The organism is Nitrospira sp. Nam80, assembly GCF_965152575.1.
The window spans coordinates 2,219,207-2,244,703 of sequence record NZ_OZ224216.1 but is presented as its reverse complement, the minus strand read 5'-3'; the positions used below and the strand labels follow the sequence as shown (position 1 = coordinate 2,244,703).

29 protein-coding genes and 1 pseudogene are annotated in these 25,497 nt (G+C 57.7%); 21 read left to right on the top strand and 9 right to left on the bottom strand.

From position 1 onward, the window contains the following. The first annotated feature begins 194 nt into the window (after positions 1 to 194). From ACWGXE_RS10565 to ACWGXE_RS10545, 5 genes are all read left to right on the top strand, one after another. Positions 195 to 530: a hypothetical protein gene (locus ACWGXE_RS10565; protein WP_447603542.1), complete on the top strand. Its 336-nt coding sequence runs from the start codon at positions 195 to 197 to the stop codon at positions 528 to 530. Next, complete coding sequence (locus ACWGXE_RS10560; RefSeq protein ID WP_447603540.1) at positions 527 to 3,943, top strand: DEAD/DEAH box helicase family protein; 3,417 nt, start codon at positions 527 to 529, stop codon at positions 3,941 to 3,943. The genes ACWGXE_RS10565 and ACWGXE_RS10560 overlap by 4 nt, the downstream gene beginning before the upstream one ends. A 711-nt stretch (positions 3,944 to 4,654) precedes the next feature. Beyond that, positions 4,655 to 5,266 (top strand): HNH endonuclease, encoded by a 612-nt coding sequence (locus ACWGXE_RS10555; RefSeq protein WP_447603538.1) that lies wholly within the window; start codon positions 4,655 to 4,657, stop codon positions 5,264 to 5,266. Positions 5,267 to 5,285: 19 nt separating this feature from the next. Beyond that, positions 5,286 to 5,738: a nucleotide pyrophosphohydrolase gene (locus ACWGXE_RS10550; protein WP_447603536.1), complete on the top strand. Its 453-nt coding sequence runs from the start codon at positions 5,286 to 5,288 to the stop codon at positions 5,736 to 5,738. After that, positions 5,692 to 6,396 carry a hypothetical protein gene (locus ACWGXE_RS10545; protein WP_447603534.1) on the top strand — a complete coding sequence of 235 codons (705 nt, stop codon included), beginning with the start codon at positions 5,692 to 5,694 and terminating at the stop codon, positions 6,394 to 6,396. Before ACWGXE_RS10550 ends, ACWGXE_RS10545 begins: the two co-directional genes overlap by 47 nt. Positions 6,397 to 6,446: 50 nt before the next feature. Here ACWGXE_RS10545 and ACWGXE_RS10540 read toward each other — a convergent pair whose 3' ends face one another. Both ACWGXE_RS10540 and ACWGXE_RS10535 read right to left on the bottom strand, forming a co-directional pair. Next, complete coding sequence (locus ACWGXE_RS10540) at positions 6,447 to 6,818, bottom strand: PIN domain-containing protein (protein ID WP_447603532.1); 372 nt, start codon at positions 6,816 to 6,818, stop codon at positions 6,447 to 6,449. Next, positions 6,815 to 7,024, bottom strand: coding sequence for an AbrB/MazE/SpoVT family DNA-binding domain-containing protein (locus tag ACWGXE_RS10535; protein WP_447603531.1), 210 nt, complete (start codon positions 7,022 to 7,024; stop codon positions 6,815 to 6,817). The genes ACWGXE_RS10540 and ACWGXE_RS10535 overlap by 4 nt, the downstream gene beginning before the upstream one ends. A 553-nt stretch (positions 7,025 to 7,577) precedes the next feature. On the opposite strand from ACWGXE_RS10535, the gene ACWGXE_RS10530 reads away from it, so the two are divergent. From ACWGXE_RS10530 to ACWGXE_RS10510, 5 genes and pseudogenes are all read left to right on the top strand, one after another. After that, on the top strand, positions 7,578 to 7,835 hold the full coding sequence (locus ACWGXE_RS10530) for a DUF4258 domain-containing protein (protein WP_447603529.1): 258 nt from the start codon (positions 7,578 to 7,580) through the stop codon (positions 7,833 to 7,835). Then, entirely contained in the window at positions 7,832 to 8,026 is a 195-nt protein-coding gene (locus ACWGXE_RS10525) for a DUF2283 domain-containing protein (protein WP_447603527.1), read from the top strand. Before ACWGXE_RS10530 ends, ACWGXE_RS10525 begins: the two co-directional genes overlap by 4 nt. Before the next feature lie 12 nt (positions 8,027 to 8,038). Beyond that, positions 8,039 to 8,389 (top strand): annotated as a pseudogene (locus ACWGXE_RS10520) (DEAD/DEAH box helicase family protein); the annotation flags it as partial. Positions 8,390 to 8,788: 399 nt separating this feature from the next. Then, the gene (locus ACWGXE_RS10515) at positions 8,789 to 9,010 is read left to right on the top strand and encodes a type II toxin-antitoxin system HicB family antitoxin (protein ID WP_447603525.1); all 222 of its coding nucleotides are present in this window, start codon (positions 8,789 to 8,791) and stop codon (positions 9,008 to 9,010) included. 374 nt (positions 9,011 to 9,384) lie between these two features. Next, positions 9,385 to 9,846, top strand: a complete 462-nt coding sequence (locus ACWGXE_RS10510; RefSeq protein WP_447603523.1) for a methyltransferase family protein — start codon at positions 9,385 to 9,387, stop codon at positions 9,844 to 9,846. Between the two features lie 148 nt (positions 9,847 to 9,994). Here the strand turns inward: ACWGXE_RS10510 and ACWGXE_RS10505 are convergent, their stop codons facing one another. After that, positions 9,995 to 10,393, bottom strand: coding sequence for a nuclear transport factor 2 family protein (locus tag ACWGXE_RS10505; RefSeq protein WP_447603521.1), 399 nt, complete (start codon positions 10,391 to 10,393; stop codon positions 9,995 to 9,997). Positions 10,394 to 10,817: 424 nt separating this feature from the next. Here ACWGXE_RS10505 and ACWGXE_RS10500 point away from each other — a divergent pair, with 424 nt between their 5' ends. The 7 genes from ACWGXE_RS10500 (at position 10,818) to ACWGXE_RS10470 (ending at position 14,840) form a co-directional block, all read left to right on the top strand. Continuing rightward, the gene (locus tag ACWGXE_RS10500) at positions 10,818 to 11,024 is read left to right on the top strand and encodes a type II toxin-antitoxin system HicB family antitoxin (RefSeq protein ID WP_447603520.1); all 207 of its coding nucleotides are present in this window, start codon (positions 10,818 to 10,820) and stop codon (positions 11,022 to 11,024) included. 316 nt (positions 11,025 to 11,340) lie between these two features. Beyond that, on the top strand, positions 11,341 to 12,069 hold the full coding sequence (locus ACWGXE_RS10495; protein WP_447603518.1) for a UPF0149 family protein: 729 nt from the start codon (positions 11,341 to 11,343) through the stop codon (positions 12,067 to 12,069). Positions 12,070 to 12,394: 325 nt separating this feature from the next. Further along, entirely contained in the window at positions 12,395 to 12,697 is a 303-nt protein-coding gene (locus tag ACWGXE_RS10490) for an addiction module protein (RefSeq protein ID WP_447603517.1), read from the top strand. A 259-nt stretch (positions 12,698 to 12,956) separates the two neighbouring features. Next, a complete protein-coding gene (locus ACWGXE_RS10485) occupies positions 12,957 to 13,229 on the top strand; it encodes a hypothetical protein (RefSeq protein ID WP_447603516.1) in 273 nt (90 codons plus the stop codon). Between the two features lie 82 nt (positions 13,230 to 13,311). Then, entirely contained in the window at positions 13,312 to 13,554 is a 243-nt protein-coding gene (locus ACWGXE_RS10480) for a DUF2945 domain-containing protein (RefSeq protein ID WP_447603515.1), read from the top strand. A 46-nt stretch (positions 13,555 to 13,600) separates the two neighbouring features. Then, positions 13,601 to 14,026 carry a hypothetical protein gene (locus tag ACWGXE_RS10475; RefSeq protein ID WP_447603513.1) on the top strand — a complete coding sequence of 142 codons (426 nt, stop codon included), beginning with the start codon at positions 13,601 to 13,603 and terminating at the stop codon, positions 14,024 to 14,026. Between the two features lie 169 nt (positions 14,027 to 14,195). Continuing rightward, positions 14,196 to 14,840 (top strand): c-type heme family protein, encoded by a 645-nt coding sequence (locus ACWGXE_RS10470; RefSeq protein ID WP_447603512.1) that lies wholly within the window; start codon positions 14,196 to 14,198, stop codon positions 14,838 to 14,840. Positions 14,841 to 15,075: 235 nt separating this feature from the next. Here ACWGXE_RS10470 and ACWGXE_RS10465 read toward each other — a convergent pair whose 3' ends face one another. Further along, positions 15,076 to 16,110 carry a Tim44 domain-containing protein gene (locus tag ACWGXE_RS10465; protein ID WP_447603510.1) on the bottom strand — a complete coding sequence of 345 codons (1,035 nt, stop codon included), beginning with the start codon at positions 16,108 to 16,110 and terminating at the stop codon, positions 15,076 to 15,078. 260 nt (positions 16,111 to 16,370) lie between these two features. Between ACWGXE_RS10465 and ACWGXE_RS10460 the strand changes: the two genes are divergently transcribed. The 3 genes from ACWGXE_RS10460 (at position 16,371) to ACWGXE_RS10450 (ending at position 18,564) form a co-directional block, all read left to right on the top strand. Beyond that, positions 16,371 to 16,940, top strand: coding sequence for a hypothetical protein (locus ACWGXE_RS10460; protein WP_447603509.1), 570 nt, complete (start codon positions 16,371 to 16,373; stop codon positions 16,938 to 16,940). Positions 16,941 to 17,339: 399 nt separating this feature from the next. Then, positions 17,340 to 18,242, top strand: a complete 903-nt coding sequence (locus ACWGXE_RS10455) for an alpha/beta fold hydrolase (protein ID WP_447603508.1) — start codon at positions 17,340 to 17,342, stop codon at positions 18,240 to 18,242. Positions 18,243 to 18,375: 133 nt separating this feature from the next. Next, on the top strand, positions 18,376 to 18,564 hold the full coding sequence (locus ACWGXE_RS10450) for a hypothetical protein (RefSeq protein ID WP_447603506.1): 189 nt from the start codon (positions 18,376 to 18,378) through the stop codon (positions 18,562 to 18,564). A gap of 101 nt (positions 18,565 to 18,665) precedes the next feature. Here the strand turns inward: ACWGXE_RS10450 and ACWGXE_RS10445 are convergent, their stop codons facing one another. The 3 genes from ACWGXE_RS10445 to ACWGXE_RS10435 all read right to left on the bottom strand — a co-directional run bounded on the left by ACWGXE_RS10445 (position 18,666) and on the right by ACWGXE_RS10435 (position 21,198). Further along, positions 18,666 to 19,418 carry a CPBP family glutamic-type intramembrane protease gene (locus tag ACWGXE_RS10445; RefSeq protein ID WP_447603504.1) on the bottom strand — a complete coding sequence of 251 codons (753 nt, stop codon included), beginning with the start codon at positions 19,416 to 19,418 and terminating at the stop codon, positions 18,666 to 18,668. Positions 19,419 to 19,680: 262 nt separating this feature from the next. Further along, positions 19,681 to 20,250: a thioredoxin family protein gene (locus ACWGXE_RS10440; RefSeq protein WP_447603503.1), complete on the bottom strand. Its 570-nt coding sequence runs from the start codon at positions 20,248 to 20,250 to the stop codon at positions 19,681 to 19,683. Between the two features lie 96 nt (positions 20,251 to 20,346). Continuing rightward, positions 20,347 to 21,198, bottom strand: coding sequence for a CBS domain-containing protein (locus ACWGXE_RS10435; RefSeq protein ID WP_447603501.1), 852 nt, complete (start codon positions 21,196 to 21,198; stop codon positions 20,347 to 20,349). Between the two features lie 180 nt (positions 21,199 to 21,378). Between ACWGXE_RS10435 and ACWGXE_RS10430 the strand changes: the two genes are divergently transcribed. Beyond that, positions 21,379 to 21,786: a hypothetical protein gene (locus ACWGXE_RS10430; protein ID WP_447603499.1), complete on the top strand. Its 408-nt coding sequence runs from the start codon at positions 21,379 to 21,381 to the stop codon at positions 21,784 to 21,786. Positions 21,787 to 21,797: 11 nt separating this feature from the next. Here ACWGXE_RS10430 and ACWGXE_RS10425 read toward each other — a convergent pair whose 3' ends face one another. Beyond that, positions 21,798 to 22,850 (bottom strand): DUF2235 domain-containing protein, encoded by a 1,053-nt coding sequence (locus tag ACWGXE_RS10425; protein WP_447603497.1) that lies wholly within the window; start codon positions 22,848 to 22,850, stop codon positions 21,798 to 21,800. An 86-nt stretch (positions 22,851 to 22,936) separates the two neighbouring features. Next, a complete protein-coding gene (gene hrpB, locus ACWGXE_RS10420; protein ID WP_447603495.1) occupies positions 22,937 to 25,444 on the bottom strand; it encodes an ATP-dependent helicase HrpB in 2,508 nt (835 codons plus the stop codon). Positions 25,445 to 25,497 lie beyond the last annotated feature (53 nt).

The window sequence follows — 25,497 nt, the reverse complement described above, 5'->3', positions numbered from 1 at the left end:
GACGTAGAGACGTCGGGCCCCTTCCCGCCTGCCTTCTGCATGCTCAGCATCGGAGCGTGTGTAGTGGGAGAAGCCGAGGCGACTTCTATGCCGAACTGAGACCCATCAGCGACCAAGTCGTCGAGGAAGCAATACGAGTTGTCGGAAAGCCGCTCGAGCATTTCAACAAGTACGGACACGACCCGAGGATTGTCATGGCCGAGTTCGAGCAATGGATCAAATCTGTTTCCGGGGATCGACGCGCGGTGTTCGTCGGCTTCAATGCAGCTTTCGACTGGGCGTTCGTAAACTGGTACTTCCACACGTACTTGGGAAGAAACCCCTTCGGCGTCAGTCCTCTCGATATCAAGGCGTACTTCATGGGATTGAAAGGCAGCAGCTGGGAAGATACTCGATCAAGCCGGATTCCAGACGCCTTTAAGGGTCCTATGGTACAGACCCACAACGCTCTTGATGATGCTAGATCCCAAGGTCAGATGTTCGAGCGGATGCTTCGACAAAAAGATACGAACGTGTCCAGGGGCGAATGAGCCAGTTCAATTTTCTCCAGCGCGAATGGGCCGCCATCTTCGAGGCCGCCACGAATGCGGAAGCGGCCGTGCACGCCGATCCGCGTACAGCCTGCTTCTACGCCAGGCGCGCACTGGAACTGTCCCTGCATTGGGCGTATAAGTTCGATCCTGCCCTGAAACTTCCTTACCAAGACAACCTTTCCGCCTTGATCCATGAACCGAGCTTTAAACAGGCTGCCGGCGATGCCGTGTTCAGCAAAGCGCGGGTGATCAATACACTCGGCAACCGTGCCGTGCACAGCCATCGTCCTGTTCCGGAGGCGGATGCCATCGCTGCGGTGCGTGAGTTATTTCACGTTGCTTACTGGTTCGCTCGCTCGTACGCACGAGGAGAAAAGCCAGCGCCAGGGTTAGCGTTTGACGCGGCTGCATTACCCAAGCAAGCGTCGATCCCCAAGCAGTCCGCCGACCAAATGCAGAAACTAGAAACTGAGCTTCGCCAGCGAGATGAGAAGCTCTCGACGCTTTTGGCGGACAAGTCGGAGCTCGATGCGGAGCTGAAGCGACTGCGAGCAGAAGTCGCCGAGGCTAAGAAGGCCGCCGCCGCTCATCCCGACACCCATGACTATTCTGAGGTCGAAACACGCGACTACTTCATTGACCTGCTCCTGAAGGAAGCCGGTTGGACCTTAGACCGGGACGAAGACCGCGAGTTCGAAGTCACTGGGATGCCCAATGCTCAAGGCACTGGCTTTGTGGACTACGTGCTGTGGGGGGACGATGGCATGCCGCTTGGGCTCGTGGAGGCAAAGCGAACCCGGCGGGATCCACGAGTCGGGCAGCAGCAGGCCAAGCTCTATGCTGATTGCCTAGAAAAGCGATATGGACAACGACCGCTTATCTTTTACTCCAATGGATATGATCACTGGTTTTGGGACGACGCGAACTATCCGCCTCGACAGGTGCAGGGGTTCTATAAGAAGGCAGAACTCGCTCTGCTGATTCAGCGGCGGACTACCCGTAAATCACTTGCTGCAGCCGAGATCAATCCGCACATCGTTGAACGCTATTACCAGACTCGAAGCATCCGCCGAGTCTGTGAGGCCTTCGAGCGCGATCATGAGCGCAAGGCGCTCGTCGTGATGGCCACCGGCGCGGGGAAGACCCGGACCGTCATTGCGCTGGTGGACCTTCTCATGCGCTGCAACTGGGCCAAGCGGGTTCTCTTCCTAGCAGATCGCGTCGCACTGGTTAACCAGGCTGTAAACGCCTTCAAGAGGCACCTCCCAGACGCGTCACCGGTCAACCTCGTTACCGAGAAGGAAGCTGAGGGGAGGGTGTATGTTTCCACCTATCCGACGATGATGGGATTAATTGATGATGCGAAGGACGGCCTCCGTCGGTTCGGGGTCGGCCACTTCGACTTAGTCATCATTGATGAGGCCCACCGGTCAGTCTTTCAGAAGTATCGCGCCATCTTCGACTACTTCGATTCACTCCTCGTCGGTCTCACGGCGACGCCAAAAAATGAAGTCGATCGCAACACCTACCGTCTCTTTGATCTCGAAAACGGCGTCCCAACTGATGCCTATTCACTTGAGGAGGCGGTGAAAGATGGCTTTCTTGTGCCGCCAAAGGCAGTCTCGGTTCCGCTGAAATTTCAGCGTCAAGGCATCAAGTATGCTGAGCTGTCGGAGGAAGAAAAAGACCAATGGGATGCGCTGGAATGGGACGACGAGGGCCAGGTACCCGACCGTGTGGAAGCTGAAGCGGTCAACAAGTGGCTCTTCAATGAGGACACGGTCGATAAAGTTCTGGCCCATTTAATGACACGCGGCCTCACCGTCGCCGGAGGGGATCGATTAGGAAAAACCATTCTGTTCGCCAAGAACCAGCCTCACGCAGACTTTATTGCAGAGCGATTCAACGCTAACTATCCCCACTATAAGGGCGAGTTCGCCCGAGTAATCACGTTCAAGACGGAGTATGCGCAGAGTTTAATTGATACCTTCTCACAGAAGGAGAAGGCCCCCCACCTCGCCATTTCCGTTGACATGCTCGACACCGGTATCGACATCCCCGAAGTGGTCAATTTGGTGTTCTTCAAGTTGGTGCGCTCAAAGACAAAGTTCTGGCAAATGGTCGGGCGTGGGACCCGGCTGTGCCCGGATCTGTTCGGACCCGGGCAGCATAAGCGGTTCTTTTACCTCTTTGACTATTGTCAGAACCTGGAGTTCTTCAGCCAGAATCCCGAGACCACGGAAGGCACATCAGGCCAGTCCCTTGGAAAACGTCTCTTCACCGGCCGGCTCGATCTTATAGTCGAACTCGATAAGAAGTTGGCGGGACAGGTCAAGAGTGACCGAATCAAGGTACCCGCTCCCGTCTACGGAGATCCCTCAACTGACTTGGAGGTCCGGCAAATCGTCGCAGGGCTGCTGCATACGGAAGTTGCCGCGATGAACATCAACAATTTTGTTGTTCGCCCCAAGCGGCGTGTTGTGGAGAAATATGCCCGGGCTGAATCATGGGTCACCCTGTCGGCTGACTCGTTGCAGGAACTCTCGCACCAGATTGCTGGCCTGCCGTCCGAAATCGAAGCGGAATCAGAGGAATCAAAGCGTTTCGATCTGCTCGTCCTAAACCTCGAATTAGCGCTCCTGCGATCGAAGCCCGCTTTTGGACGCCTGCGTGATGAGGTAAAAGAACTCGCGGCCTTACTGGAGGAAAAGTCCACAATTCCCATGGTGCGGGAACAGTTGGAACTGATACAGGATTTGCAGACGGATGAATGGTGGCAAGATGTGAGCTGTCCGATGCTGGAAAGCATGCGTCGGCGACTTCGCGGTCTGGTACAACTAATTGAGAAGGAAAAGCGTAAGCCCATCTATACGGACTTCGAAGATGAGATGGGTGAGGAGACGGCGGTGAATCTACCAGGCTTCATCGCTGGTGATGGTTTTGAGAAATTCCGCGCAAAGGCACTGCTTTTTCTTCGAGCCCATCAGGACCACATCACCATACATAAGCTGCGGATGAACAAGCCCCTCACGTCCGCTGACCTTCTTGAGCTTGAGCGCATGCTCACCGAGAACGGGATAGGAGGTCAGGAAGAGATCAGCCGTGCCAAGGCAGAATCTGAAGGGCTTGGTCTTTTTGTTCGGTCCCTTATCGGGATGGATCGAGAGGCGGCAAAGCAGGCACTGACAGGGTTTCTCGCGAACAAGAGGCTCAACGCGAACCAAATCGAGTTCGTCAACCTCATCGTTGACCGCTTGACGGAGCATGGTGTTGTCGAGGCGTCGGCACTGTACGAATCCCCCTTTACCGACCTGGCTGCGCACGGACCGGACCGGTTGTTTAGCCCCGCAGAGATTGACGATCTCGTCCACATTCTTCAAGGAATCAAGGTTTCGGCGATGGCTGTGTGACGTGTAAGTTTAGCACCGTCATGTGATTAAGCAGCTCAAGAGCCTGAAGTGGCGTCTTGTCTGAAAGAGGTTTGGAATGCCGCGCAAACTGACTTATCCCTATACGAAACAGCAACTGGTTAATGTTGTGAAGCGCATTGGAAAGGGAATCGACCCTATAGAAGACTACGCCCTTATTGATAGATGCATCCATAAGTGTTTCAACAAGGACATCGTCGAGGACACAAAACCAATCCGAGGTTGGCATAAGCGATTTGTTACTGGACGAGGCATTGCAATAGAGATCGCACGCCAAATGCACCGTTATATGAAAGCAATGCGATATCCTAGGATATGACTTCATTCATCTACAGGGAATCATGGCCACTGTAGCAATCGCATGAAATACTGGGTGGGTGTCACCGACAATAAATGGTATGAGTTCCTGGCTTGGCGGAAGCCGGATGAAGTGAATTTCTGGAGACCCAGTGGGTTCGGTTCATTCCAAGCAATCCCTTCCGGGGCTCCATTCTTATTCAAGCTCCACAGCCCTCAGAACTTCATAGCCGGCGGCGGCTTCCTGGTGAAACACTCCAATCTCCCGCTTTCACTAGCTTGGGAAGCCTTTGGCGAAAAGAACGGTGCTTCTTCTATAGAGGAGGTGCCAGGCTCATTGACAAGTTTAGATCCAATCGCCCTCACGAACACGATCCCGTCATTGGCTGTACGATTATGGCTGATCCATTCTTCTTTGATCGGGAGGATTGGATTCCCGTTCCTGCGGGATGGGCGCCCAATATTGTGCAGGGCAGACGATACGATGCAGAAGAGCCGGAGGGCGGAGCGCTCTGGCGAAGCGTGCAAGATCGGCTGCAGAAGCAAACTGTAAAAGAGTTCATTGCCACGACAGGAGGTGCGTCTCCACAAGCAGAGGAGATTCCACGATATGGGACTGAGTTTATGGCCAGAGCAAGGCTCGGCCAAGGAGCCTTCCGCGTACTTGTGACCGACGCGTACACGCGACGATGCGCGGTCACGGGCGAACGGACCCTTCCAGCTCTCCAAGCCGCCCATATCAAGCCTTTTGCCAAATCAGGTCCGCACCGGACAACCAACGGCCTATTGCTGCGATCGGACCTCCATCGGCTCTTCGACCTCGGATACCTCTCAATTACGCGGGACCTCTCGATAGAAGTCAGCGGCAAGATCAAAGAAAAGTATGAGAACGGTAGAGACTACTATGCTCTTCATGGCAAACGCCTCATGATCGTTCCGTCAGTCGTCACCGATCAGCCTTCCCGTGAGTTTCTGGACTGGCACAATCGCAATGTCTTTCTCGGATGATCCTTAGGAGACCGCTGTAATGATCAGCAACGATGTCCTCACGAGACTCCTTGAGTTCCGTCGGAAACGCAATTGGGAGCAATTCCACAGGCCTAAGGAGCTCGGCGCTGCCTTGGTCGTTGAGGCCAGTGAACTGCTGGAGTTGTTCCAATGGAAAACGGATGACGAGGTCGTCAAAGCGTTGGAAGGCAATCTTCTAGGACGGGTCCAAGATGAGATCGCCGACGTGACGATCATCCTGTCGTACCTCTGTCACGACTTGGCATTGACATGGATGCAGCGGTGCTCTCGAAACTTCAGAAGAATGAAGCGAAGTATCCCATCGAGGAGGCCTATGGCAACGCAAGGAAGTATGACGAAGGACGAATGCAATGCTGGTAGGCCCTCTGAGACGCTATTGAACCTCGCCCATTGCAGTAATGGTCATGGTGAAGACATTGGAGAAAAATATGAGAGTTCTAAATGCAACTGATCTGTTCGAAGACAAGACTAAATTCTGCCCACCATCGTCCGAATCTTTTTGGACGTCGCTCTTCAGTCTTTTCCTCATGCACATCGGCGGCAGAGCATCGCGCGGCCACCTCACCATCTGGCAGTGCACGGATGGCACAGAACCACCATGGTACGCGCCAAGGACCCAGAACCCCATGCTGGGGTTATCTAACATAGCCTTTCACGACATTGCGGTACAGCCTTTGACTTTACCCAGAGCATGGCCTTGCACTGCCGATTTCCTCCCAATAGACATTGGAGGATTTTCCCCAGATCTTCTGGTTCGCTCACGGAATGAGAACGGAGAATACTTTTTAATCGTCGAAAACAAGATAACTCACGGGGCGCGTCTTGCTGAGAATCAGGCCGAGAACTATCCGCGATTGATCAGGTGGCTTATCGAGCGACAGATCAGTTTCGACTTCCTCATTCTTCAGTCGGCCGGCTGCTGTGATGACCTAGCGAAGCAGTGCCGATCGTTCCAGAGCGAGCCATGGGCCGACCGTTTCGGCATTCTCCTCTGGGAAGAGGTGTTCAGAGTGATGAAGAGCACCGGCTTCATGAGCGATTGCTTACCGATAGACGATTGGCAGCGATACTCGGAGGCTCTGGATAAGGACTGCATGCCGATCGGTTAGGAAGGTCAGGCAAGGGAAGCATGGAGCTTTTCTGAAACCATGCCCACTATCTACCTGACGTAGACCACGCCAGGCAGATCTTTCAGGTCGGCGTCGCCCGTGATCAACTCAGCCTGTTGGTCGTGAGCGGTGGCGTAGACGATGGCATCGGCCATAGCCAAGCCATGTCTGAGACTCATGTCTGCCGCCAGCAAGGCAGTGGAATGGGTCAGGTCAATCACGCGAGTTGCGCTTAACCGCCCCGCGTACACCAATGCCAATTCTTCGCCTCGCTCTCGTTTGATCTTCTTGTACACTTCGTACAGGACGATGGTGGGCGTGATGAGCTCGTGCTCGGGTGTGAGATACCCGCTATATCGGCCGGCTAAGGGGCCGTCTGTAAAGAATTCGATCCAGCCACTCGAGTCCAGTAAGACCTTCACAAGCGATCCTTCTTCTCACGGATCCCTGTCTTCGACATGCCTTTGAGGCCGCCTTTGAGCGTTTTCAGGGGAACTTCGGGGACCAACGTGATGATGCCACCCTTTTCGACAATCTGAAGCCGCTGGTGGGGGGCCAGGCGGAGCTTCTCCCGGACCTCTTTGGGAATCACAATCTGGAACTTCGTAGAAATGGTCGTCGTGGCCATATGTTTAACTCCTTACCAATGTATGATCGATCATAATAGTATCCTACGACACGGTCAAGGAGCTTTACTACGCTGGCGCGCGCGACCGCACGAAGAGGTATCGGGTCTCCCGGTCCGATCAGGAAGTGCGGTTGTTTTATGGGTTTTATGAATCAGAGGGTCAGGTCTTATAAACGCACACGAGGCCTCGCCGGCCGCATCGTCGAGATCGCATCGATTCGTGCGCGAAATTGGACCCTCAACGGGCCCTCCGGATTCATGAAGGCTCTCCATCAAACCTGTGCCCACGAACGAGCTGGACACGAGGCTGCGCTGCATCACAAGCAAGCCGATCACGTCTCGATGGCCGTGAATTGAAACTTCGGACCGTCTGGTTTATAGATGTGGACCAGTACATGCCTCGATTCGCCGAGTGCCAGTCATCGAAGTCATGATGTAAGAACCGATCCATGATCAGGTGCAAGCGATGGGCCGATCCGAATCCGACGATCGTGCTGTCCCGCTGCGAGTGGGGGCACGACGACTACGAGCCTAGTGAGCCTGGATCGTAACGATGAACTTTCGTTTGTCGAGGCATGTGCGTGAGGAACTGGAGAAACGGAAAATTGCAGAAGCGCTTATTGAACAGGTTTTGCAATCGCCGGAGCAGAAAGTGCCCGAAGTTGACAACATTACCTGCTTCCAGTCGAAGGTGACAATTGATGATCGCCCATATTTGTTGCGGGTCATGGTTAATGAAACAGCGACTCCGCCTATCGTGGTTACGGCCTATCGCACGAAAAAGATTAACAAGTATTGGAGGAAGCCATGAAAGTGAAATACGACCAGGAAGTGGACGTGCTGACTATTCAGTTGAGTAGTGCTCCGGTTGAGGAGAGCGATGAGGACAAGCCTGGCGTCATTCTCGACTATGACAAAGACGGCAACATCGTAGGGATCGAAATCTTGAATGCTTCGAAGCGTATGGAAAACCCGCGTGCGCTCGAGTATGCAGTGGCTTAGTGGTTCCACGATATGAACCGCCACGTGAACGCCATCGCCGGACGATTAAGTCTTCGGCCGCCGCAGCGACGATCGCTCGAAATCCTCGATCGTGTGACGGAGCTTGCCCCGCCGAAGAAGAATATTGCGCTGACTACAGCCCTGGAAGCCGTCCACCGGGAATTTTCAACTGTGACGGATTTCGAACGCGACTTTCCGTCCCTGTGCTTTGCGTTGGCCACCGGTGTCGGCAAGACCCGGCTCATGGGGGCCTTCATCACTTACCTTCATCTTGCCCACGGCATCAACCACTTCTTTGTCCTGGCTCCGAATCTGACTATCTATACCAAGCTCATCGCCGACTTTACCCCCAATACCGCAAAGTAAGTCCCGGAAAGACAAAGGGTCAGGTCTTGCAAATGCACACGAGGCCTGCCTGGCGCATCATCCAGAGCTCATCGACTCGTAGGCGGAGTTGAGCCCTCCGCTGGGCGGTGCGGACTCCATGACGGCTCGCCGTCACACTTGCGCCCACGAACGAGTTGAACAGGGGGCTGCTCTGCCATCAAAGAAAGACCGATCACGCCTGGATGGCCGTGAATTGAAAGTTCGGACCGTCTGGTTTATAGATGTGGACCAGTGCATGCCTCAATTCGTCGAGTGTCAGTCATCCAGATCACGGGGCACGATCTCATCCATGATCAGGTGCAAGCGATGGTTCGATCTCTGGCGGGATGAACAGCGAAAAACTCCTCAAAAGGTTGGCCGAAGGCGCGTTACGCCATGAGCGACTACCACATCAATATTCTTTATAGCGAGGAAGATGGGGGTTACATCGCCGACATCCCGGACCTTGAGTCGTGTTCAGCCTTCGGACAGACGCCGGAAGCGGCGCTCGGTGAGGTAGAGCGTGCGAAAGCCGTCTGGCTAGAGGCCGCGGAGCGCGAGGGGAAGCCGATCCCCGTGCCGCGCTACCGACCAATCATTTACCAGGTGGCACGGTAGTCGGAGGAGTCATCGGCACGGTCCTCACGCCGACAGGCCGGATTGGTATATCCCATTCTGTGTAGTGTACGACTGGATCGGCGGAGCATTCCTCTTGGAGTGGTGGTGAGGCAACGCCCTGGTGATCGGACGGTGCGTGGGCAGGCCGCACCACAAGGTCGACCCGTGCGTCGTCCTGCGAGCTGGAAGCCCTGTCTGCCGGCCTACGGAACAGGTGGAGCGCCGGTGTCAGCTGTGATCGAGTGGTCGCTGGCTTTACTTCCCGCACGCTTGGTCGCAAGTGCTATCCGACCATCGCTGCGGTGCCCCGGCACAGCACATCGGAGCGGGGATGCGACAGGAGCAGGGGAGATTCAGCCCTCACAGGCTCAAGCATGAGCACCCTCGAACTAAAAGTCCCACCAGCGGCACTCGTAGTCATTCTGGCCCTAGCGATGTGGTTTGGCGCCCGACTGGCACCATCGTTCTCTTTCTCCTTCCCGCGCCAATCGTGGGTGATCAGCGCCCTGGCGGCAGCCGGTGCCCTCATCACCCTGCTCGGTGTCGTGGCGTTTCGCCGGGCGCGAACCACCGTCGATCCACGGTACCCGACGAAGTCCGTCGCTTTGGTCCGCGTCGGCATCTACCGCTTCAGCCGAAATCCCATGTATGTCGGCTTCTTGCTGATGCTTGCCGCCTGGGCCACATACGTCTCAAATCTGCTCGCATTCCTCGCTCTTCCAGTGTTTCTCGTATACATGACCCGCTTCCAGATTATCCCGGAAGAACAGGTCTTACGCACAACGTTCGGTCGGAGCTTCGTTGAGTACGAGCGGTCTGTGCGTCGGTGGTTATGAGCGTGGCTTCATAGCCGGCTTTGTATGATCATGAGGGCGTGATGGTCCGAGCCTGCGTCAACCGGCAACGGCCATTCGGCTCGGAAGAATGGCAAAGGAATCGTGCGACGACGCGCAGATTCGAATCGACAGGAAAAGATTCCGACACTCAGGATCTGGCCGCCTCAGACCACTGCTTGGTATCGGTGTACTGCTGAAACCGGACGACCTTGCCGTGGCCCAGATGCCAGATGTGCGCGAACTGCGCATCTAGGGCCGTTCCCGTCTTTTTCATCGTCCCCCGATATCGGCCTTCGGCGACGACCGCGTCGTCCCCCTCGACAAATCGCTCGGGGAGGACCGCGAAGTGCTCCACATCTGAGAGGATGCGGTGAAAGACACCGTCGAGCACCGCTTGTGGTCCAACATAGGGATTGCCGTCGGCATACAAGAGGCTCTCTGCCTCTCTCCATTGGATCTGAGGGTCGAACGCGCCCAGGACCGCAGGCACGTCGCCCTTGCCAAAGTCGTCGTACACCGCCTTCACGATGTCACCATTCTTGCCCATTGCGCCTCCTATTATGGTTTGAGTGTTTACGCCCCAACGGCGCGGCTTGGCCGCGGCCGCTGGAGGCAGTGATTGGCGAACTGTTTCGGTCGGGCACCGTCACCGTGCCAGTTTCACCTGGATCGCCACTCATTCGGTCTCACGGAGTGCGAGGTTCGTCAGCAACGCCTTCTTGGTGACGCTCGCATACTAGACGGTGACACCAGCAAAGAAAAAGGGGACAGAAGAAGCCAAGCGCGAGTGTCTAGGGGGCCAGGTCATGCAATCATATACGGCCGCTCTGTTCCTCCACCGCGCCGGTTCGAAGAAGCCTTCGCCACGATCCTGTCTCGCCTTGAGGCACCTTGCGTGTCCTTCGAGGCAATTGTCTTCAAAGCCTAATCCTGGTAGATCATGGCAGTCGTAACGACTGAGGAGGTGACCCGTGAGGCAAGTCATCATTTACCGCGGAGAAGACGGCTATTGGGTAGCGGAATGCCCCAGCCTACCGGGCTGTGTGAGCCAAGGCCAATCTAAAGAAGAAGCGGTCGTAAATATCCGCGAAGCGATTCGTGGCTACATTGCCGCGCTGGAGGAGGACAAACTTGCTGTGCCTGAAGAGCGGTTTGATGCCGTGTTGATGGCTGTATGAGCAAGCTGCCGCGGATCTCCGGACGAGACTGCATCAAGGCGCTGAGCTAGACCGCGGAACTCTCCGGGCAATCATTCGTCAGGCGGATCTGACGATCGAGGAGTTTGTTCGCCTCTTATAGAAATCAATCACGTGACGATCCGTTATCCAACCGCATGCGACCATGGTTCTGTCCTGACGTGAGACATCTCACGGAAAGTCCATCCTAGGCGAACCGTGGTGTCACTGGCAGCCGTCGAGCTCACCGCTTGATAATGGCCGCATCGACAAGCCGATTCGTCACGGCTAAGATACTGATTCAAAGCTGGGTCCAATCATGCCGGGCGCGATCCCTCCCTTTACCGAAACCCATGCGGCACTCTTGCGGACCTTTCTGTCGTCGCCGCAACGCCCCAGCGGCACATTGACCTATCCGCAACTGGCGGGGTTCTTGTTCAGCATGGCGAACGGGCCGGACTTGATTCCTCCGTCGGAGTGGATGCCGATGGCGTTCAACGACCAGGAAGCCGGCTACGAGAGTCTCGATGAAGCGGAGCAGGTCCTCCAGGCCATGATGGCCCTCTACAACGAGTGCGCCCGAGACCGAACGACGGAGCGTGCTGCGCTGCCGTTGGGCTGCATGATCCTGCCGCAGCCGCAGGACAACCTAGCCGAGAATGCGTCGCTGAGCCAGTGGGCCCAAGGCTTTGCGATGGGTCATGACTACTTGTCGGGCATTTGGGACGAGTGCACACCAGACGAACTGGACGGAGACCTGGGCTCAGTGCTGATGGTGCTCACATTCTTCGCCTCTCCGAAACTGGCGGAGGCCTATCGACAGGAGGCCAAGAGCCACTCCAGTCTGGACGAGATGGCTCACACGGTCGCGACCCTCTTGCCCGATGCGATGCGTGAGTATGCCCATCTGGGACGGGCGATCTATCAGGCCAGGCGGGAAGCGGGAGAAACCGGCCCGGAGCCGGGGAGTCGCCCGCGCATCGGACGCAACGATCCCTGTCCGTGCGGCAGCGGGAGAAAGTTCAAGAAGTGCTGCGGCGCGAACTGAGATGAGAGGCCCTTATGAGACAACGCATCCTCCGGGGATCGCGCTTCGATCGAATGGCGTGTGATCACGCCTGATGGCGTCAATTCCAGGTTCGGACGCAATGCGTCCCGTCGTCCATCGCATGCTGTGCGCCGAACTCAATAAGGGCAAGTTCTATGCTCCCTCAGCAAGCAGGCGGCCTAGAAAAGGCGCATTGGTTGTCTCCGGAAGGGTCTTCAAAGCATAATACAATCCCGAACGAGATTCCGGTGGTTCGAGGAGCGGGACAAATCGTGCCGTGCAATGAGGATCAAGACTTTACGTTCGGCGGTGGAGGATCAAAACCATGAAACCTGATGCGAGGAAGATCCTGGAAGAAGCCATGCGCTTGGAGCCGGGCACCCGTGCTCTTATTGCTGAAACACTCCTGGAGAGCCTTGACTTCGAGGAGGACTTCGAGATTTCACAAGCGTGGCATGACGAGATCCGGCGGCGTATCGAGCAGATCGATCGCGGGGAAATCGAGCTGATTGATTCCGATACTGTGATGGGCGAACTTCGGAAAAAGCACGCCGCCGACCTCAGATGTATCCGAAGGTCAAAGGCGACATCCACAAACGCAAGCTCCCTCGCTTCCCTTACGGACTGATTTATCGAACACGAGCTGAGGTCGTTGAGATCCTTGCGGTCATGCACCTGCGGCGAGAGCCAGGGTATTGGAAATCTCGTTCAGAATAGCCTAAGCGCCTATAACTTATTCCACGAGGTGTCCACGGCGCCTGTAGCTCTCCCGTGCAGCCGGCTGAAGGGCCGTACGAGAGCCATTTCTCGTTGCGGTGTCTTCTATGTCTTCTTGCGAAACGCGTGACGCAGGAATATTGACTCAGCCTTGATCAAGTCAATGAAGCATGTCCATAGTTACTCGCCTGGAACGGGAGGCCAAGAATGGAGGTGCGGCAGTGCATCTGTGGCACATCACTGCAATTCTCTTCTTCACGATGGGCTGCGCGACGAAGGGGTGGGAACACCCGACGAACGCCATGAACAGCTTTGAACGTGACCACCAGCAGTGTGCGCAGCAGGCCGATGAACAAGCCAGGAATATGGACCCTCACACAGGTCAGACGACGGGGCCCTTCATTGATGACTGCTTGGAACGGAAGGGGTACCGTCAGCGATAAGGCGAGTGATGAGGTCCCATCTTAGAACGACAGTTCGATTGCATCTGTACGCAAGCGGGAGAGGAAGGAAGGTCAGTCCATCATGGCTAAGAAATTCAAAGTCGGCGATCATGTCCGCTGGAATTCAGAGGCCGGACATGTGAGCGGCACAATCGTGAAGGTCCACACACAAGATTTCGATCATAAGGGATATACGCACCACGCCGGCAAGGACGAACCACAGTACGAAATCAAGAGCGACAAGACTGACCACATCGCCATGCATAAGGGTACGGCTCTCACAAAGATCAGTAAGCGGGGTGCCCGTCAGAGGAAAGAGAAGTAGCGTCTGCAGACAAAAAGAGTCGGGTGTCTGAGGAGAAGAAACCGACATGTCCGCACTGCCTCCCCTCGCTCGCAGCATGCTGTGCTTCGGTCTTAATCTTGGACTTGGACTGGTGTCGGTGGCCTCGGCCGGCGATCGGGTGCTCATCAGCAAAATTTTAAAGCATCCCTCCGACTATCAGGCCAAGGTGGTAACGATCGAAGGGCGTGCGCGGGCCGTGAGCACCTTACCCGTTCATCGTGGAACGCCCCACTGTGGAGGCGGTGCGGTCTACGATAGCCAAATCTTTGCGCTCCAAGACAAGTCGGGTACCATTGGAATCAGCACGGCCGGCACGTGTCGGCCGAATGTGGCGAAGCCGGTTGTGCAGAACGACCATCTTCGCATCCGCGGTGTCTTTATGGCGCATGGGAAAGATCCAGGCGGAATTCCCACAATTGTTGCGCAGGCAATCGACCGCCTGGCGCCATAGCACGTAGGCCTCCTTCAAGGAGTCCCTACCGGCTTCCTGATGAATCTGTTGTATACCTGGACAGGACAGGGTAGGGACTGTGTTGAACGCCGCATTGACGGGCGACCTGCGAATCGGATAATCTCCGGGGCCCCACCATTCTTACTCATGTATTTCTGCGAGGGCTGGTATGCGGCTGCGTCACGGCGGAGTTGTACTTGGCCTGATCGGTTGTCTCATCTTCCTGGGCTGGGGCTTCACGTCCGCCGAACCGTCGTTCGAGCTCACGGCCCGGTACATTCTCGACATCGTGAAAGCGTTTCGGACCGCCTATGTGTTACACGTGGTCGAGCACACCAGGAACGGCGGTTTGACGCCGCGGGAAGATTGGGAATCAGATTCGCATTTGCTGCCGCTGCCGGCGCAGTTCGTCAAAGCAGCGGCTGGGGAAGTGCGGAGTGTAGAAATTGGACTGATCAGCCTCACGCCCGTCAACCCGGCGAACCGGCCGCGGACCGACGCCGAAGCCAAGGCCCTGATTAACCTGGAGCAGGACCGTTCGCGCGGTTTCGTGAGTTTTGTCGATGGAGATCAGTTTAAGGCGATGTCGGCGGATTTGGCGCTTGTCCGCTCCTGCGTGGATTGTCACAATCACCATCCGCGCGCGGTGCGCCGGAACTTCCAGCAATGGGATGTGATGGGGGCGCTGGTCGTGCGGATGAACCGCGACGCTCAATCGCCGAGCCTGACTCTTCCTCCCGATCCGCTCCCGCGTCCTCCAGGGACCCTTGAACGGCTGAAGCCCCCCGCGTTTGAGACTCCGTGGGGTCGCTGACGTCCCGGCCGGTGCGCATGCATGGCCCGGCAAAGCATCTCCCGGCCCGAGGAGGTTTCCCGCAGTCTCTCAGCGAGAAAGGATATCCCACTCTGAAAGAAGACCAGCGTCCCTCCTGTCCATCGCGGCGTACTTCCTCACCCCCTATGTGGTGAGCATTGCGCGAGGGCTAATCCGCGAGAAGTGAAACAACCGGAGGCCGCAACCATTGGTTGCGGCCCCCGATTTCAACCGGCTAGGCAGTCTGTTGGATTGCCGAGAGCAACCACTTCCCGTTTTGGTGGCGCACGAAGGTCCAGACTTCGGTCGTCTCAGTCGGCTGCTCGTCGCTGCCCTCGATAAGATAACCCGAGTCGCCGCGCGGCTTCGTCACGGAGACAGTGTAGTCGCGCGCGCTCCATCGCAGCATCGTCGTCGCATAGTGCGTCGTCCCTTCGGTCCACGCTTCCTGGACCTCCGCCCGCAGCAGCGTCACGTCCTCCACATGATTCGCGATGTCTTGGCTGGCCTGTTCCGCCAAGGCGGTGCTGAAGTAATCGAGCATTTCCGGCGTGACGAGCCGCCGTAAACCGCCGAGATCCTGTCTGCCCCAGGCCGTTTGAATGTCGATCAGCAATTGTTGAAAAGCTGCCTTGTCGGCCGACGTAATATCGATCTCGCCTTGATCGGCGGGAACGCTTATTGGGGACGAGGAATCCAGCAACGATCCGCTGACGGCGCCGGCCCGCGAAATACCGGAGAACGCGGGCGCCGTTTGCCGCCGTCCTTTGAGAACATAATAGAGCACTCCGCCACCCATGAGCATGAGCAGGAGCAGCAGCATCCCGTTCGGACCGGACGCATTGGCCGGCTGTCCCGGTTCGCCGCTCTGGTCACCGCTCTCAGCCGTACGCGCGCTACTGTCCGTCGCCCCGAAGATCATATGGCCGATCCACGACCCGGCGATACCGGCCATGAGTCCCGTCATAATAGGATTGCGTTGCCACCAGGATGCCGGCGCGGCAGGCGCCGATTGGACGGCAGAAGGCGGCGTGGCCGTTTGTGGCGGTGGGGTGGCCGGTTTAGCCGTCGTCGACTGTTCGATCGGTTTGCCGCTATTCTGCTGATAGGTGCGGGAGCCACGGCTGCCCATGCTTCCCGAGCCGCCGGTTCGCGATCCGTTCGAAAACCCTCCGCCCGATCCGCCCCGCGCCTTGGCAAATGAGAGGGTCGGCACGCCGACCAGAGATAACGCAAGACATGCAGCTATGAGTTTGGTTGTAGTCGTCACGGGAGTCCTTTCGATGAAGGAGGTTGGCGGTTCAATGGCACCGAAATCGTTCCCATCGTACCAGGAACGTTGGTCAAAAACCTAAGAATCGGTGGGTGCATGGAACCATTCTTTATTTGACGTGTCCTGCCCCGCCGCGTTACAACTCGTTCCAAGAGTCAGGATTCAATTTCTCTGATCCGCTTGAGGTCGAAACCAGCCGGAACTTAACCGATTCACAAACTTCCACCCCATCGGTCACGCTCCGCTGTCACCCGCACATGGAATACGACGGTACTTCTCGGCCAGATTCGTTCACGCAGGGGTGCCGCGACTTCCTGCGGGCATTCACCTATGAAGACATCCTGGCGTGGACAGTCTACGCGGCCCCGCTCGTCTTCATGATCGGTCCGGCAGCCATGGCGGCTCACGATCCGGTGATGAGCATCATGCTTCAGAGTCTCATTGGCTTCTCCATCAGCCGGATGCTGCACCGCATCGGGCACCGGCTGCTCGTGACGCTCCCGAATGGACCGCAACGCATCTATCTGTCTCGGTCCCTGTACCTACCTATCAGACTGACTGTGAGCCAATTTATCTGGATGCTGGAGATTCTTGTCGGGGCGGCAGCCTTCACCGGCATCCTGGGCAAACGATACATCCAGGCGGGCGATACTGCCGGCATTGTGACCGGCCTCGGTTTGTCCTTGGTAGCACTGGCCCTGTTCTTTGTGCCGGTTCATCTGGGCCGGCTTTGGATGGAACGGTACGATCCAACCATGACCGTTGTCGGGCCGACCGAGGACGTGATCAATCGCTCATTTCCCGGCTTTCGGGCTCTCTTTAAGTAGCCCGCATCCGCATGGACCTGCTCGCTTCACTCCTATCGTATCGCACCGCCCTGATCACGGCCCGCCACACTAACTTTGTGTCCGAGGACTCAGTCAGATCCACACTGTTTTCCCCACGCGAACAACATGGGGCATCTCCTTCTCTCACTCGGTCAGCGATGGTACGAGGCGAAGGAGCGTCGCAACGAACGTGTATTGTATTGGCAGTGTCGAGCAGGCACAAGCGGAAAAGAGGCGGGCGACGAGCCCGCCCATCCGCCTAGGTCCGCCGCTTCACAGATTCGCACTGACGTGTCTGCCAGGCGCGAGTGCGATTCTTGCGTTGCATGTCCGGCTCATGGCAGGTACTCTGCTTGACCATCGCACCTCACGGAGTGATCTACGTGAAAGGGGAGACGCATGCCGGGATTCGCGCTTGTGCTCGCACTCATCTTTTCGGTCTTTGGATGTGCCGAATCGACTCGGTCCGGACGAGACGGCATGATCCGGACTGACCGCACCGCGGATGCCGGGGCTTCCACGCAGCCGCCGAAGCGACAGACGGTCAATCTTGATGGCGTCCGCCTCAGCATCTTGGAAGCCGGCACCGGCGATCCCGTGATTTTCGTCCATGGCGTCGTCACGACCAGCAATATCTTTCCGAAATACGTCGGCGCCTATCAGCCTCGCTTTCGCGGCATTGCGGTGGACCTCCGTGGATACGGCGACTCGGACAAGCCGCCGACCGGCTTTACGATCGACCGGTTTTCGAACGACTTGATTCAACTTGCCGATGCTCTTCACATCGAGAAGGCCGTGTGGGTGGGCGTTTCCATGGGCGGAATGATTCTCCAGCGGCTCGCGCTTGATCATCCGGAACGGGTGCGGGCGCTCGTGTTGGTCTCGACCACCGATGGGGCGATGATTCTGGACCGGGATATTCCGACAATCGGGGCGCCGCGCGACTATGCGCAGGTCTCACAACAGATGATCATCGACAGCTTTCCTCCGGACACTCCTTCGGCGGCCTATCAGCCGCTGCTCGACCGGATTCCCACCTGGAATGCCACGGTGATTCGGGAGGCGCTCACGTCCATGTCGCAATTCAACGTGCACGGCCGACTCTCCCCGATTACGGCGCCCACGCTCATCATGGTCGGCGCCAAAGATGATGTCGCCACGCCGGCCATCGCGAAGGGCATTCAGGCGCAGATTGCCGGGGCGCAGCTCGTCGAGTTCGAGACCGGTCATTTCATGATGGCCGAAGATCCGGATCGGTTTCGCAGGGTGCTTGGTGAGTTTCTGACAAACCTGCCTCGGTAGGGAGGCCGCTCTCGAACGAACCGGCCCCATTCCACTGGATCGGAACGCAAGAGCGCAGGGGCGCCGGTGCGCTGGACCGTTCGCAGCCGAACGGGAGTGCCCAACATGCAGAATACATCGGAGGACGGTCATCATGGACAGGGATGATCTCGAACGGAAGCTGCCGGCGATGAGCCAGGCTCAGCTCATCGACACAGTCAAGGCCTGCTTGGATATGATCGAGCGATTGGAAGGCGAACTCGCGGCCGGAGCGCGCAAGCTCGACGACATGACGGCTCTCGTCAGGAAATTATCGGAAGGAAAAGGGAGCGAGGGGGGGTAGGATCTGCAAGAATCAGGACGCCTGCTGATCATCGAATACGTGCCGGAATCACGGACAACGCACACCATCCATGGAGATCCGTGTCTATTTCCGGCTCTGATTCAATGGGGAGTCGAGCCGAACAATTGTGTCATGTCATGAATCAAGCTTATGAGGAGGGCCCTCCACCGGCTCGCTAAATCAGAGCCGTACACCCAGTAATAGAACGTGGTGCCGATAAGCGCATGCGAAACGGCGAGCGGCCAGAGCCGCCGATAGTAACAATACAAGAAACTCCACAGGGTTCCGCCCAGCGCCGCCAAAGTGATGATCCGGATATCAGTCGCGTGAACCAACCCGAAGATCAGCCCATTCAGCGCAGACGGAGCAAGCGGAGGAAGCAATGGACAGAGCGCGCGAACCCGGCCGAGCAGGTAGAACTGAAAGAGTGTTTGCTGAAGCAAAGCCCAGGGCAAATACAGCAGGACTGCGGTGGGAATGTAGGGATGGAGAATCCTGGCCCTTACGCCCGGCCAGTCCGCTCCCTCATAGCCGATCACGGCTCCGATACAAAGGAATACGACCATCACAAGAACCGTAAGCGCAATGGTGATCACAAGACACCGCCGCCGACTTGCGCGCCCGGCGTCGACCGGCCACTCTCCCCAGATTTGAGTCCTTGTATAGTCGGCGGTCAGCAGGACCAGACTCACTGCAAACAGAGCGAGACCGAGGTCCACCAAGACAGGTCGCCGCGGAAACAATACCAGGAAGCCGCTCGACAAGACTCCCAAAACCAGCAACTCAGCCGCTATTCTGCGTCGCTGAGCCGCATCGCAATAAGTCACAATTGCATCGACCGACAAAACGCGCATAGAGATCCGCCGTTGGACTGATCATAACAAAGCCGAACACCGCATAGTCATGAGATTGCCGCTCTTGTCATACACGAAGCTGATAACGATAAGCGCCTCGTTGTTGGATTCGATTTTGCGTTTTCCTTTCCCCTTTGGTTCTGTGAGCAGCTTGGCGCCAAGACGGCACGCGAGGCGGATCGAGGACCTGGTGAACCGGGCGTCAGGCCATTGATCGCTGCGACCTTCTCGAAGGAAAGATATGGTATTGAAAGACGCTGGGTTAGGCAGGCGCGTTGCCCGGCTTCCATTTGATGCTGCAGCCGATGCTGGGCTGCTGGTTGGCCGTGACCGACTTGCCGGCCAGCACCGCGTCGATCGCGGCGCGCAAGTCATGGCCTGTGACGGGCTTGTTGTTGCCGGGACGGCTGTCGTCAAGCTGGCCTCGATAGACCAATCGCCGCTGGCCGTCGAAAAGATAAAAATCCGGTGTGCAGGCGGCTTTGTACGCTTTCGCAACCTCCTGCGTTTCATCGAAGCAGAAAGGAAATCGCCATTGAAGCCGTTGCGCCAGTTCCTTGAGCCGATCGGGAGCGTCGTCGGGATAGGAGGCCGGATCATTGCTGCTGACGGCGATCATGCCGAGTCCCGTCTCCGCGTGGTCCTGTCCGAGTTTCGTGATTTCGTGCTGGATATGTTGCACATAGGGACAATGGCGGCAGATGAACATAACAAGGAGAGCCGCCTTACCGCTGAACGACTCTAGCTTGACAACCTGCCCGCTCACCACATCAGGGAGCGCAAACGGAGGCGCGGGGGTTCCAAGGGAAAGCATGATTGACGCGACTGCCATGGTCACCTCATGAAACAGAATGGAAGCAAGCAAGCCTGTCCGCACTCTACCAGCGGCTTTGCGGACGACTCAAGGCGAAAAAAGAGGGTCGCCGACTCAGCGGCCCGTCCGCCGGAGGAACTGGGGGCGATCTCTGATCGACACCATCTTGACCAGATCCCGGACCGACAGGATCCCGACCGTTTTCCCGTGGTCTGTGACGGCCAGGTGGCGAATCCGGTGCTTGGTCATCAATTCGCTCGCATCCCGCACGGTGCGATTGATGTCGATGTCCAGGATCGGGGAATTCATGATCGCTCCGACGCGCGTCGCGTTCGGATCGAGTTGATGCGCCAGTAGTTTTCGGACAATATCCGCCTCGGTCACGATCCCGACGATTTCGTTGTCCTCCCGGACGACGAGCGAGCCGATCTGCTTCTCCAACATGCGAGTCGCTGATGCCGCAACCGATTCGTCGCTTCGAATGGTCTCGATGGTTCGTTGCATCAGCACGCCGAGCGGCTGGTAGACGTCGTTCAAAGCCTGCACCGGCCCATGATCGGCCTCAACAAAATGTCGGACCAGATCGCGCACGGAAATGAGCCCCAGCACTTCCTTGCCGTCCGAGACCGCCAGATGCCGGATCCGGTGCTTTTCCATCACATGACTCGCCTCCAACATGGGCCGATCCGGTGCGATGGTGATCAACGGACTCGCCATCACTTCGCTGACGGTGGTCCGTGCCGGATCGCGTCCTTGAGCGACCACTTTTCGCACGAGATCGGTTTCTGTGACGATCCCGATCGTGGCCGTCTCATTCTTCACATGATCGACGGATTCGACCAGAACGGAACCGAGCGTATCCCGTCGCATCATGTCGGCGATACGTGCAACAGAAACGGACGGAGGCACCCCATCGAGTTGTCGATGCATATATTCACGGACCTGTGGTTCGGGAAGCTCTGTCATACCGGTACTCCTTATTTTCAGGCCGGCCTGTCGCTTCACACCATAGATTGTCCGGCGGTGTGGGTCAATCTGAAGATGCTCCGCCTCAACGGGTGGCCGATACCGCGATCAGGATGGTATGATGCGATCAAGTTGATGGCGCGACGGTTTTCTTCAACATCCACAGAGGAGAATGGGGCAATGAATGTGGCGCGAATCATAATCGGGATCTCTATGGGAATCATGCTGTATGCCGGGCCGGCCCTCGCGACCGAACCGGCCGAGGTGGAAAAGTTCGTCAAGGCCCGTATCGATATCGGTGAGATGATGACCAACTACTTCAAGGACGGGGGCATGTCGTTTGGAGAGGGCCAGCGGCCGTCGCCGGAAAAAATGCGCGAAATGCGGGACGACATCAACGGGAAACTCAACACGGTCCTGTCGAAGTATGATCTGACGATCGACGAGTATCGCAAGCGCAGTCCCGAAGTCTTCGCCGATGACGCGGCCGTCAAAGGCTATCTCAACGACCATCCCGACCTGAAACAGCGCTATGAAGCGCTGCCGATGGACCGAATGGGACGCGGCGGCAGCGGGCGGGGATACTAAGCGATACGTCTTCACTCCACATATTTCCTCGGGTCCGGCGGGAGGTTGATCGGACGATACTCCGGCCGGGCCTTCTCCAATCTCTCCTGGACACTGACATGCAATTCGGCGGATGGCGGGATGACGCGCACCGACGGATGCGGCGTGAGAAAAGGCGGTTTATAGGAATCGTGCATCGGCATCATCAGGGGATTTCCCTGAATCAAGCAGGTGCCGTCCGGCGTAAACGCGCGGTCATTGAAGAGCACACCGTGCGGGCGAATCTTTTCCAGCATCCACGCCAGGGTGGTATCGGACAATCCTGTTTCCTTATACCCGCCCCCCACGTCTCCATGCACTCCGGCAAACCATACCTGCTCAACCCCGTCACGGGGATCCCACAGGGTCGGGATAAAGCTTTCCCGTTTCTCATCGATCGCGACCGCATGGTACCCAAAGCGCACATTCGGGTGCAGCGAGGTATCATAGAAACTGAATAATAGGTGGTCCAGGCCGCTGAACAGCAGGAGTGGAATCCCGAGCGCGCCGACCGTATCCCAGACTCCGATGACTTCAATCAGTACATCTCGACTCTGATAATCCGCCCGAAAGGCGGCTGTCACGGCAGCATTGTTGCGGCGATAGACATCGAACGCATGACTCGCGAAAACGTCATTCTGAAATTGTTTCGCTGGGACGCCGCAGCGGGTCAACATGCCCCCCAAGCTCCGCGCCGTGAAGGCTCCTCGACTGAACCCGATCAGATACAGCCGATCGCCGGCTTCATACTGTTCACTCACAAAGCGGTAGGCGGCTCGCAGCTTGAGTTCCAAGCCTGCTCCCGTCGCCCCCTCCGCTATGCGGACCGCCCAGATGCCGTCCGCTCCCACCCCGTCATCGTAAAATGCGATTTGTCCCGAGACTGATTTGACACGGGTCGTTGCCGACTGCTGTTGAGAGTCGCCGGGCAAAAGGGAAAAGAATTTGCAGACGTTCGTGTCATCCGGCAAGAAACTCGAGCCGCTGTCGGTGGAACCGGGACGATCCCACGTGCCATCCGTGCAGACCACGATATTCTTCGGCATGCTGTCACCTCCTGGGAACCACCCGCGCTCGTCTCACCGCTCGGCAAAAAATGTTACTGAGTCGCTATTCTTAGGTCAATTCCAACTCATACCTTTCTCTTGGTTCGCTTCGTCGCTTCTGCCTTTAGCGGATCGTCCGGCCAGGGATGTTTCGGATAGCGGCCGCGAAGCTCTTTCTTGACCTCCTGATAGGTCGTCGCCCAAAAACTCGCGAGGTCTTTCGTCACCTGGACCGGCCGGCCGGCAGGTGAAAGCAGATGCAGCATGACCGGCACTTTCCCTCCCGCGATGAACGGCGTGTCCCGGCACCCGAACATTTCTTGCAGTTTGACGGAGAGTACCGGATGCTCGCCGGACTCGTAGTCGAGGCGGATTCGTGAACCGCTCGGCACTGTGAGATGCGTCGGGGCCCACCGGTCGAGGTCTTTTCTTTGCGCCCAAGTGAGCAACGAAAAGAGCGGCTCCTGCAGATCGATCCGCCGCACCTGCTCGAATGTTCGCATTCCTTCGACGAACGGGCCGAGCCACTTCTCCACGTGAGCAAGCAAGGCCTGATCAGATACATCGGGCCATCCAGCGGATGGGTCTTCATTCCGCCGGACGAACATGACGCGCGCCCGCCATTGCAGCAATTCCGGTGTCCAAGATAGGCGCGACAACCCGATTCGCCGGATGCCCGTCATGAGCGCAGCGGAGACCTGGCGGGAATCCGGATCAGGCAGCGGCCGGTCTTCGAGAATCACCGCACCGAATCGACGCTGGCGCCGCGCGAGCACGGCTTCCGAGCGATCATCCCACGAGAGAAGATCGATGGTCTTGATGAGATCAGCTTCGTGATGGAGAAGCTCACGCAGGGTAATCGGAGCCGCGAGCAGGATACGCGGCCACTGCCCACTGTCCTCCACCTGCGCCGCCACCAGATAGTCTTCTCGTGCCAGGGGATCTTCGTGCGCAAATGACGCGCCTCGCCCGTTGGCCAGCAGATACCGGCGATCTACGCCCGGTTGGCGCTGCGCGACACGATCCGGATACGCAAAGGCCAACAACAGTCCGAGGGCCTCCATCGAGCCGGCCCGCGACGTCCCGATCCCCAACCGGCGTTTCCATTGGGCTGCAACTTGATCGATGTGCCGGCAGAGAGCGCGATTCACTGTGGTTCCCTGCGCGTGGTCGGTCACCCCGCGCACCGCTTCCACCCGGATGCGCAGATCGGTGTTACGCCATCCCGGCGGGCCTTGCAGCACGTCTCGTTCGCCCAGCAGAGCGGCGAGGTCGCACGCCAGTGCCCCTTGGCCGATCTGCAGGGCTTTCAGGATCATATGAGCGAGGCGGGGATGCAGCGCCATCTCAGCCAACTGCCGTCCATGCGCTGTGATCACGCCCTGCTCATCGAGCGCGCCCAGTCCGACCAGCAACTGGCGGGCTTGAGCCAAGGGGCCGGCCGGTGGAGGATCGAGCCAGGTTAAATCCGCCGCATCGCCGACTCCCCAGGCCGCCAACTCCAAGGCAAAGGATGCCAGATCGGTCTCCAGAATTTCAGGGGAGCGTCGCGGCAACAAGGCCCGATGCTCCGCCTCCGTCCAAAGCCGCTTGCAGACTCCGGGCTCCAAGCGACCGGCCCGGCCTCGTCGTTGGTCGGCGGAATCCTGCGTCACGCGAACTGTGTCCAATCGCGTCAGGCCGGTACGTGGATTAAAGCGTGGCACCCGCATGAGCCCCGCATCGAGGACCACCCGGATGCCTTCGATCGTCAAACTTGTTTCCGCAATTGACGTAGCCAAGACGATTTTGCGCCGGCCTGGCGCCGCCGGCGCGATCGCGGCCTCCTGCAGTTCTTGCGGGAGATCGCCATGCAGCGGATACACCGCCACATCGGCGGGAAGGTTCAATTTCTGTAAGTGCTGTTCGACCCGCCGGATTTCCGCCATGCCGGGCAGAAAGACGAGCAGGCTGCCGTGTTCGTTCGGCAGCGTACGGCGGATTGCGGACACGACCGCCGGTTCAATCGGTCCGGTGATGGAATGGCCGGCATAGCGGGTCTCGATGGGAAAGAGCCGGCCAGCGGATGAGACGACGGGGGCACCGTCCAACGCGGCGGCCACGGCGGCACAGTCGAGCGTGGCCGACATGACGAGGAGGCGCAGATCCGGTCTGAAGAGCCGTTGCGACTCGCGTACGAGGGCCAGACCGAGGTCACCCTGGAGGCTCCGTTCGTGAAATTCATCGAAGATGATCGCGCCATAGTCGGCCAGGGATGGATCATGCTGGAGGAGGCGCGTGAGAATGCCGTCCGTGACGACTTCAATCCTCGTGTGAGGTCCCACCTTGGTGTCGAGCCGTACCCGATAGCCGACGGTGTGGCCGACTGTCTCATCGAGCGAGCGGGCCATGTAGCGGGCGGCCGCGCGGGCAGCCAAACGCCGCGGCTCCAGCATCATAATCTTACGCCCGTTGAGCCACGGTTCGGACAACAATGCCAGGGGAACCCGCGTCGTCTTGCCGGCTCCCGGCGGTGCGGCGAGCACAGCAGCCCGGTATCGGTCCAGCGCGTCGCGAAGAGCGGGAAGTGCCTCTTCAATTGGAAGTCGTTCCATGATACGGTGTTCGCCGTCACAAACCGGCAAGAGACTGTATCAAACCACGAGGG

What these genes read in the sequence shown, in the direction of transcription:
- ACWGXE_RS10535 (WP_447603531.1), bottom strand. Translation starts at nt 7,024, where the DNA reads ATGGCCACGACGACCATTTCTACGAAGTTCCAGATTGTGATTCCCAAA.
- ACWGXE_RS10430 (WP_447603499.1), top strand. Translation starts at nt 21,379, where the DNA reads ATGAATGTGGCGCGAATCATAATCGGGATCTCTATGGGAATCATGCTG.
- ACWGXE_RS10545 (WP_447603534.1), top strand. Translation starts at nt 5,692, where the DNA reads ATGGTGAAGACATTGGAGAAAAATATGAGAGTTCTAAATGCAACTGAT.
- ACWGXE_RS10455 (WP_447603508.1), top strand. Translation starts at nt 17,340, where the DNA reads ATGCCGGGATTCGCGCTTGTGCTCGCACTCATCTTTTCGGTCTTTGGA.
- ACWGXE_RS10510 (WP_447603523.1), top strand. Translation starts at nt 9,385, where the DNA reads ATGAGCACCCTCGAACTAAAAGTCCCACCAGCGGCACTCGTAGTCATT.
- ACWGXE_RS10565 (WP_447603542.1), top strand. Translation starts at nt 195, where the DNA reads ATGGCCGAGTTCGAGCAATGGATCAAATCTGTTTCCGGGGATCGACGC.
- ACWGXE_RS10425 (WP_447603497.1), bottom strand. Translation starts at nt 22,850, where the DNA reads ATGCCGAAGAATATCGTGGTCTGCACGGATGGCACGTGGGATCGTCCC.
- ACWGXE_RS10450 (WP_447603506.1), top strand. Translation starts at nt 18,376, where the DNA reads ATGGACAGGGATGATCTCGAACGGAAGCTGCCGGCGATGAGCCAGGCT.
- ACWGXE_RS10530 (WP_447603529.1), top strand. Translation starts at nt 7,578, where the DNA reads ATGAACTTTCGTTTGTCGAGGCATGTGCGTGAGGAACTGGAGAAACGG.
- ACWGXE_RS10505 (WP_447603521.1), bottom strand. Translation starts at nt 10,393, where the DNA reads ATGGGCAAGAATGGTGACATCGTGAAGGCGGTGTACGACGACTTTGGC.
- ACWGXE_RS10515 (WP_447603525.1), top strand. Translation starts at nt 8,789, where the DNA reads ATGAGCGACTACCACATCAATATTCTTTATAGCGAGGAAGATGGGGGT.
- ACWGXE_RS10490 (WP_447603517.1), top strand. Translation starts at nt 12,395, where the DNA reads ATGAAACCTGATGCGAGGAAGATCCTGGAAGAAGCCATGCGCTTGGAG.
- ACWGXE_RS10435 (WP_447603501.1), bottom strand. Translation starts at nt 21,198, where the DNA reads ATGACAGAGCTTCCCGAACCACAGGTCCGTGAATATATGCATCGACAA.
- ACWGXE_RS10440 (WP_447603503.1), bottom strand. Translation starts at nt 20,250, where the DNA reads ATGGCAGTCGCGTCAATCATGCTTTCCCTTGGAACCCCCGCGCCTCCG.
- ACWGXE_RS10550 (WP_447603536.1), top strand. Translation starts at nt 5,286, where the DNA reads ATGATCAGCAACGATGTCCTCACGAGACTCCTTGAGTTCCGTCGGAAA.
- ACWGXE_RS10525 (WP_447603527.1), top strand. Translation starts at nt 7,832, where the DNA reads ATGAAAGTGAAATACGACCAGGAAGTGGACGTGCTGACTATTCAGTTG.
- ACWGXE_RS10445 (WP_447603504.1), bottom strand. Translation starts at nt 19,418, where the DNA reads ATGCGCGTTTTGTCGGTCGATGCAATTGTGACTTATTGCGATGCGGCT.
- ACWGXE_RS10560 (WP_447603540.1), top strand. Translation starts at nt 527, where the DNA reads ATGAGCCAGTTCAATTTTCTCCAGCGCGAATGGGCCGCCATCTTCGAG.
- ACWGXE_RS10480 (WP_447603515.1), top strand. Translation starts at nt 13,312, where the DNA reads ATGGCTAAGAAATTCAAAGTCGGCGATCATGTCCGCTGGAATTCAGAG.
- ACWGXE_RS10470 (WP_447603512.1), top strand. Translation starts at nt 14,196, where the DNA reads ATGCGGCTGCGTCACGGCGGAGTTGTACTTGGCCTGATCGGTTGTCTC.
- ACWGXE_RS10485 (WP_447603516.1), top strand. Translation starts at nt 12,957, where the DNA reads ATGTCCATAGTTACTCGCCTGGAACGGGAGGCCAAGAATGGAGGTGCG.
- ACWGXE_RS10460 (WP_447603509.1), top strand. Translation starts at nt 16,371, where the DNA reads ATGGAATACGACGGTACTTCTCGGCCAGATTCGTTCACGCAGGGGTGC.
- ACWGXE_RS10495 (WP_447603518.1), top strand. Translation starts at nt 11,341, where the DNA reads ATGCCGGGCGCGATCCCTCCCTTTACCGAAACCCATGCGGCACTCTTG.
- hrpB (WP_447603495.1), bottom strand. Translation starts at nt 25,444, where the DNA reads ATGGAACGACTTCCAATTGAAGAGGCACTTCCCGCTCTTCGCGACGCG.
- ACWGXE_RS10475 (WP_447603513.1), top strand. Translation starts at nt 13,601, where the DNA reads ATGTCCGCACTGCCTCCCCTCGCTCGCAGCATGCTGTGCTTCGGTCTT.
- ACWGXE_RS10555 (WP_447603538.1), top strand. Translation starts at nt 4,655, where the DNA reads ATGGCTGATCCATTCTTCTTTGATCGGGAGGATTGGATTCCCGTTCCT.